The sequence below is a fragment of the Pseudidiomarina tainanensis genome, from assembly GCF_004214835.1.
Classification (GTDB): domain Bacteria; phylum Pseudomonadota; class Gammaproteobacteria; order Enterobacterales; family Alteromonadaceae; genus Pseudidiomarina; species Pseudidiomarina tainanensis.
On record NZ_PIQJ01000004.1, the window covers coordinates 45,486 to 51,821 of the forward strand.

Below are 6,336 nucleotides of genomic sequence, written 5' to 3' on the forward strand. Positions count from 1 at the left end.
ATGTACTTGAATACTATCTCCCCTGCACCTGGTGCGAAAACTAGCAAAAAGCGTCTCGGCCGTGGTATCGGCTCAGGCCTTGGTAAAACTGGTGGACGTGGTCATAAAGGTCAAACTTCACGCTCTGGTGGCTCTATCAAGCCAGGTTTTGAAGGCGGCCAAATGCCAATCCAACGCCGTTTGCCAAAGTTTGGCTTTACTTCACGCAAGGCTATGACTACTGCTGAAGTTAACTTGGCAGAGATTGCGAAAGTTGCTGGTGATACTGTTACTCTAGCTTCATTAAAAGAAGCTGGTTTGATTCGTCACGACGTGTTGACTGTTAAAGTTATCAAGTCAGGCGAAATCAGCCGTAAAGTAACGGTTCAAGGCATCAAGGTCACCAAAGGCGCCCGCGAAGCTATTGAAGCTGCTGGCGGCAAAATCGAAGGATAGAGCACATGGCTAAACCAGGATTGGAATCTAACAGAGCTCAAGGTGGCACGTCGGAGCTTAAACGTCGACTGCTGTTTGTACTCGGCGCGTTAATCGTGTTCCGTGCGGGCTCCTTTGTGCCGATTCCTGGTATAGATGCCGCTGTATTGGCGCAATTATTCGATCAGCAAAAAGACACCATCGTGGCCATGTTTAACATGTTCAGCGGTGGTGCTCTTGAGCGTGCGTCGGTATTTGCTCTAGGCATTATGCCGTACATTTCAGCCTCGATTATTATGCAATTGGCAAGCGTGATTCATCCACGTCTTGCTGAGCTTAAGAAAGAAGGTGAGAGTGGCCGTCGTAAGATCAGCCAATACACGCGTTGGGGTACTTTAATACTCGCAACTTTCCAATCAATTGGTATAGCTACAGGCTTACCAAATCTAATGCCAGGATTAGTTATTGACCCTGGTTTTGGATTTTACTTCACGGCTATCGTGAGTTTGGTTACTGGTACCATGTTCTTAATGTGGTTAGGTGAGCAAATTACCGAGCGTGGGATTGGAAACGGTATCTCTATTCTAATTTTCACCGGTATTGTAGCAGGGCTCCCGTCGGCCATTGGTCAAACGGCAGAGCAAGCTCGTCAGGGTGATTTACATTTATTATTGTTATTGCTAATTGGTGTTATCGTTCTCGCAGTAACATACTTCGTTGTGTTCGTAGAACGTGGTCAACGTCGTATTGTTGTGAACTATGCGAAGCGTCAACAAGGCCGTAAGGTTTTCGCAGCGCAAAGCACGCACTTGCCATTGAAAGTCAACATGGCTGGTGTGATTCCACCAATTTTTGCATCGAGCATTATTTTGTTCCCAGGCACCATCGCTACCTGGTTTGGCCAAGGTGAAGGTGCGGTAGCAAACTTCCTACAAGAGTTGTCGTTGACACTGTCACCGGGTCAGCCTTTGTATGTGATGCTTTATGCAGCAGCAATTATTTTCTTCTGTTTCTTCTACACTGCGTTGGTATTCAACCCACGTGAGACAGCAGACAACTTGAAGAAATCGGGAGCGTTTATCCCTGGGATTCGTCCTGGTGAGCAAACCTCACGTTACATTGATAAAGTAATGACTCGATTGACGCTTGCTGGCGCTTTGTACATTACCTTTGTCTGTTTGGTTCCTGAGTTCATGATGATTGCGTGGAACGTACAATTCTATTTTGGTGGTACGTCGCTTTTAATTATCGTAGTTGTTATCATGGACTTTATGGCGCAGGTCCAAACTCATCTGATGTCGCATCAGTATGATTCGGTCCTGAAAAAAGCTAACCTTAAAGGCTTCGGCCGTTAAGGTTGGATAATTACGGAGTGTAGCAATGAAAGTTCGTGCTTCCGTGAAGAAAATCTGCCGTAACTGTAAAGTTATCAAGCGCAACGGTGTTGTGCGCGTAATTTGCAGTGACCCTAAGCACAAGCAACGGCAAGGTTAATTCGAAGAAGAAGTCCGCAGTCAAAAAATATTTTTGGCTGCGGCTTTGATATGTTTGCAAATTGGCGACCGGTTGAGTATCCTAACGGGCTTTTCAAATCCGGTCACCCATAAACTATAGGAGACGTGTTAGTGGCCCGTATCGCTGGCATTAACGTTCCTGACAATAAGCATGCAGTCATTGCCTTGACTGCGATTTACGGTATCGGCCGTACTCGTTCAAAAGCTATCTTAGCTTCGATCGATCTGCCTGAAGATACTAAAATCGGCTCTTTGTCAGAAGAAAAACTGGATGTACTTCGTGATGCAGTAGCTAAGTTTACTGTTGAAGGCGATCTTCGCCGTGAAGTATCTATGAACATCAAACGCTTGATGGATCTCGGATGTTACCGTGGTCTTCGTCATCGTCGTGGCTTGCCTCTACGTGGACAGCGCACTAAAACTAATGCGCGCACTCGTAAAGGTCCGCGTAAACCAATTAAGAAGTAGGGAGTTGAGAAATGGCTAAACAACCAACTCGTACTCGTAAGCGCGTTAAAAAGCAAGTCGCAGATGGCATGGCTCACATCCATGCATCTTTCAATAACACCATTGTGACCATCACTGACCGTCAAGGTAACGCGTTAGCATGGGCAACTGCAGGTGGTTCTGGTTTCCGTGGTTCACGTAAATCAACTCCGTTTGCTGCACAGGTTGCTGCTGAGCGCGCAGGTGAAATGGCGAAGGAATATGGTTTGAAAAACCTAGAAGTGTTCGTTAAGGGCCCAGGTCCTGGTCGTGAATCATCGATTCGCGCATTGAACGCTGTAGGTTATCGCATCACGAATATTACTGATGTGACTCCTATTCCTCACAACGGTTGTCGTCCGCCTAAGAAACGTCGCGTTTAATAGGCGCTATACGATAGTTGGAGAAAGAACATGGCTAGATATTTGGGTCCAAAACTCAAACTGAGTCGTCGCGAAGGAACAGACTTGTTCCTCAAAAGCGGCGTACGCGCAATCGATTCGAAATGTAAACTCGAAAGCGCACCGGGTCAGCACGGCGCTCGTCGCGGCCGTTTGTCTGATTACGGTTTGCAGTTACGTGAAAAGCAAAAAGTTCGTCGTATCTACGGCGTACTAGAAAAGCAATTCCGTAACTACTACAAAGAAGCTGCCCGTATTAAGGGCAATACTGGTGAGAACCTGCTGCAATTGCTTGAGCAACGCCTTGATAACGTGGTGTACCGCATGGGCTTCGCGTCAACTCGTGCTGAAGCGCGCCAGTTGGTAAGCCACAAAGCAGTAGTAGTGAACGGTCAGGTAGTCAACATTCCGTCGTTTAAAGTACGTCCGGAAGACGTTGTGTCCGTTCGCGAAAAAGCGAAAAAGCAGGCGCGCATCGCAGCCGCACTGGAACTCGCTGAACAGCGTGAAAAGCCAGTATGGTTGGAAGTAGACAGCACTAAGATGGAAGGTCAGTTTAAACGTCTTCCTGAGCGTGCAGATTTGTCTGCTGAAATTAACGAACAGTTGATCGTAGAGCTTTACTCTAAGTAAAGCTTAAGCATAAAGAGAGGACACAATGCAGGGTTCTGTTACCGAATTCCTAAAGCCAAGGCTAGTCGATATCGAACAAATTAGCCCGACTCACGCTAAAGTGACGTTGGAGCCTCTTGAGCGTGGCTTTGGTCACACGCTGGGCAACGCGTTGCGCCGTATTTTACTTTCGTCTATGCCAGGTGTGGCAGTAACCGAAGTAAAAATCGACGGTGTTCAACACGAATACAGCAGCAAAGAGGGTGTTCAGGAAGACATCATCGAGATTCTGTTAAACCTTAAAGGTTTATCAGTAGTCATGGAAGGCAAAGATGAAGCGATTCTGACCTTGAAAAAATCCGGAGCGGGCCCTGTCAAGGCTGGCGATATTACCCATGATGGTGATATCCAGATCATTAACCCTGATCACCTCATCTGTACTCTTACAGGTGATACTGAGATTGATATGTCAATCAAAGTAGAGCGTGGTCGTGGTTATGTTCCAGCCTCGGCACGTCAGTCTGCTGACGATGAAGAGCGTCCGCTCGGTCTACTATTAGTCGACGCTTCTTTCAGTCCAGTTGAGCGTATTGCTTACAGTGTAGATTCTGCACGTGTTGAGCAACGTACCGACTTAGACAAACTGGTTATCGATATGGAAACCAATGGTACATTGGATCCAGAAGAGGCGATTCGTCGCGCAGCAACAATTCTTGCTCAACAGCTTGAAGCGTTTGTTGAATTACGTGATATGAGCGAGCCAGAAGAGAAAGAAGAGAAACCGGAATTCGATCCGATTCTTTTGCGTCCAGTAGACGATTTGGAATTAACTGTGCGTTCTGCGAACTGTTTGAAAGCAGAAGCTATTCAGTACATTGGTGACTTAGTGCAGCGCACCGAAGTTGAGTTGTTAAAAACTCCGAACTTAGGTAAGAAATCGCTCACCGAAATCAAAGATGTGCTTGCATCGCGTGGTTTGTCTTTAGGCATGCGTCTAGAGAACTGGCCACCAGCAAGTCTCGTTGATCGCGACTAAGTTATCTTTTACAGAGATTTACTGAGAAGGGTATAGGTATGCGCCATCGTAAGAGTGGTCGTCAACTCAACCGCAACAGCAGCCATCGCAAAGCGATGTTCAGCAATATGGCAAGCTCACTGGTTCGTCACGAAGTGATTAAAACCACTTTGCCAAAAGCGAAAGAACTGCGCCGTGTAATTGAGCCGCTAATTACATTAGCGAAGCAAGATAGCGTTTCAAATCGCCGTTTAGCTTTTGCTCGTACACGTGACCAAGAAGTGGTTGGTAAGTTGTTCAATGAATTAGGTCCGCGTTATCAAGAGCGCGCTGGTGGTTACACTCGTATCATGAAGTGTGGCTTCCGTGCTGGCGACAATGCACCTATGGCATATGTTGAACTAGTTGACCGTCCAGAAGTAGACGCTACTGCTGCTGAAGAAGTTGCAGTAGAAGAATAAGCGAAGTTTATTCGCTATGAAAAAAGCCGCTCATCGAGCGGCTTTTTTGTTTGTATATAAAATAAGCGAACTTATTGGTTAGTTATAACCTCTAGTTCCTGCGAGGAAAGTTCGTGTCGAGCAGCAATAGCATGTAGTTGTTCATCGGTTAATCCGCCGGCTTTGTATGCGCTACGCAACAATTTAATTGCACGTTCACGATCTTGATCTTGCAGCAGTTCATTCGTTTCGGTGTTATCTGCCGAACCGATAATATCGCTGATAGTATCTGCTAGATAACCGCCTACGGCTGGAGCTGCGGCCAATACAGCTTGGATGATTGACTCTAATTTGCCAACTTCTGCTTCTTTATTAGCTCTAAGAATACCGTCAGCTGTATGCGGTTCGGTTGTTACAGCAACCCGAATCACTTCATTTAGATGCTCGGGATCGATCTCATCGACGGTTCCAACAATCGCCTCGGCGTAACTCGGTTCGGTTTCAACGCCAATTCGGACGATTTCCGCAGGATCTGCCACACGTAGATTTAGTGCAACAGATATTACCTCGCGAGTGAACGCTGGTTCTGCGTCAATTGCAGCTTTTATGATGTGCCGGTAGTGTCGTGGATATCGCTCAAAAGCGGCATACAAAATAGGCTCAACGTGATGAGGATAATTACTCATCAAAACCCGAACCGATCGAATAGAGGAAAAATTCCGTTGTTCATAATAACGAAGCATCCGTGCGTATGTATCTGCGAGTCGTTGGCTTTCTTCATCTAAAACATAAACGCCAGGTTTCGTCGTTTCGACCACAGCAGATTCTGCTGCGTAACTTGCGTAAGTAATAAATACGCTCGCAGCCAATAAAGTTGGAAAAACTTTCATAGGCGCACCCCGATTTAACAATGTGTCTTTTTAGTAATTATTAGTGACGAATTTGAACAATAGCAGTGTTTATAGACAATCAATAGATAAACTTTGTTCAATTTGAGTAAAAATAAACCAATTAGAAAAAAATGCAAAAAAAGATCTTGCACAGCTGGCGGCGATCCTTATAATTCGCCGCCGTTGTCACCGAGTGATGACGCGGGTTTAGGAAGTGACGCAAGTCAAAAAAAGATCCAAAAGGATCTTGACCTGAACCAAGGATGGCGTAAAATACGCATCCCGCTTCACGAAGAAGCGAATGTTCTTTAACAATATACCAAGCCAAGCAAACTGTGTGGGCACTTACCGGATTCAGGCAGAGAAGCATCTTCGGATGCAAAAAAAAGTATCTTCGGATACACCTGACTGATTGGAAAAGTGCTTAACAAATTAGATTTATTAAGTCATTGATTCAATGGGTCGATTAAACACTTTAAACTGAAGAGTTTGATCATGGCTCAGATTGAACGCTGGCGGCAGGCCTAACACATGCAAGTCGAGCGGCAGCGGGGAGTAGCTTGC

9 protein-coding genes and 1 rRNA gene are annotated in these 6,336 nt (G+C 45.9%); 9 read left to right on the forward strand and 1 reads right to left on the reverse strand.

What is annotated here, in order from left to right:
* From rplO to rplQ, 8 genes are all read left to right on the forward strand, one after another.
* Window positions 1-435, forward strand: coding sequence for a 50S ribosomal protein L15 (gene rplO / locus CWI82_RS11355; protein ID WP_092858670.1), 435 nt, complete (start codon window positions 1-3; stop codon window positions 433-435).
* A gap of 5 nt (window positions 436-440) precedes the next feature.
* Window positions 441-1,769 (forward strand): preprotein translocase subunit SecY, encoded by a 1,329-nt coding sequence (gene secY, locus CWI82_RS11360; RefSeq protein ID WP_092858668.1) that lies wholly within the window; start codon window positions 441-443, stop codon window positions 1,767-1,769.
* Window positions 1,770-1,794: 25 nt separating this feature from the next.
* Window positions 1,795-1,908: a 50S ribosomal protein L36 gene (gene rpmJ / locus CWI82_RS11365; RefSeq protein WP_055439830.1), complete on the forward strand. Its 114-nt coding sequence runs from the start codon at window positions 1,795-1,797 to the stop codon at window positions 1,906-1,908.
* Window positions 1,909-2,039: 131 nt separating this feature from the next.
* Window positions 2,040-2,396 (forward strand): 30S ribosomal protein S13, encoded by a 357-nt coding sequence (rpsM, locus tag CWI82_RS11370; protein WP_055439831.1) that lies wholly within the window; start codon window positions 2,040-2,042, stop codon window positions 2,394-2,396.
* A gap of 11 nt (window positions 2,397-2,407) precedes the next feature.
* Complete coding sequence (gene rpsK / locus CWI82_RS11375) at window positions 2,408-2,797, forward strand: 30S ribosomal protein S11 (RefSeq protein WP_034734070.1); 390 nt, start codon at window positions 2,408-2,410, stop codon at window positions 2,795-2,797.
* Between the two features lie 30 nt (window positions 2,798-2,827).
* Complete coding sequence (rpsD, locus tag CWI82_RS11380; RefSeq protein WP_092858666.1) at window positions 2,828-3,448, forward strand: 30S ribosomal protein S4; 621 nt, start codon at window positions 2,828-2,830, stop codon at window positions 3,446-3,448.
* A 25-nt stretch (window positions 3,449-3,473) separates the two neighbouring features.
* Window positions 3,474-4,463, forward strand: a complete 990-nt coding sequence (locus tag CWI82_RS11385; RefSeq protein WP_092858664.1) for a DNA-directed RNA polymerase subunit alpha — start codon at window positions 3,474-3,476, stop codon at window positions 4,461-4,463.
* 38 nt (window positions 4,464-4,501) lie between these two features.
* Window positions 4,502-4,903 carry a 50S ribosomal protein L17 gene (gene rplQ / locus CWI82_RS11390; protein ID WP_092858662.1) on the forward strand — a complete coding sequence of 134 codons (402 nt, stop codon included), beginning with the start codon at window positions 4,502-4,504 and terminating at the stop codon, window positions 4,901-4,903.
* 71 nt (window positions 4,904-4,974) lie between these two features.
* Here the strand turns inward: rplQ and CWI82_RS11395 are convergent, their stop codons facing one another.
* On the reverse strand, window positions 4,975-5,772 hold the full coding sequence (locus tag CWI82_RS11395) for a hypothetical protein (protein WP_092858660.1): 798 nt from the start codon (window positions 5,770-5,772) through the stop codon (window positions 4,975-4,977).
* A gap of 477 nt (window positions 5,773-6,249) precedes the next feature.
* Here CWI82_RS11395 and CWI82_RS11400 point away from each other — a divergent pair.
* Window positions 6,250-6,336 (forward strand): 16S ribosomal RNA (locus CWI82_RS11400); the annotation flags it as partial.

Excerpts from the sequence above, each read along its gene's own strand:
- rplO (WP_092858670.1), top strand. The coding sequence starts at position 1 with ATGTACTTGAATACTATCTCCCCTGCACCTGGTGCGAAAACTAGCAAA.
- secY (WP_092858668.1), top strand. The coding sequence starts at position 441 with ATGGCTAAACCAGGATTGGAATCTAACAGAGCTCAAGGTGGCACGTCG.
- rpmJ (WP_055439830.1), top strand. The coding sequence starts at position 1,795 with ATGAAAGTTCGTGCTTCCGTGAAGAAAATCTGCCGTAACTGTAAAGTT.
- rpsK (WP_034734070.1), top strand. The coding sequence starts at position 2,408 with ATGGCTAAACAACCAACTCGTACTCGTAAGCGCGTTAAAAAGCAAGTC.
- rpsD (WP_092858666.1), top strand. The coding sequence starts at position 2,828 with ATGGCTAGATATTTGGGTCCAAAACTCAAACTGAGTCGTCGCGAAGGA.
- CWI82_RS11385 (WP_092858664.1), top strand. The coding sequence starts at position 3,474 with ATGCAGGGTTCTGTTACCGAATTCCTAAAGCCAAGGCTAGTCGATATC.
- rplQ (WP_092858662.1), top strand. The coding sequence starts at position 4,502 with ATGCGCCATCGTAAGAGTGGTCGTCAACTCAACCGCAACAGCAGCCAT.
- CWI82_RS11395 (WP_092858660.1), bottom strand. The coding sequence starts at position 5,772 with ATGAAAGTTTTTCCAACTTTATTGGCTGCGAGCGTATTTATTACTTAC.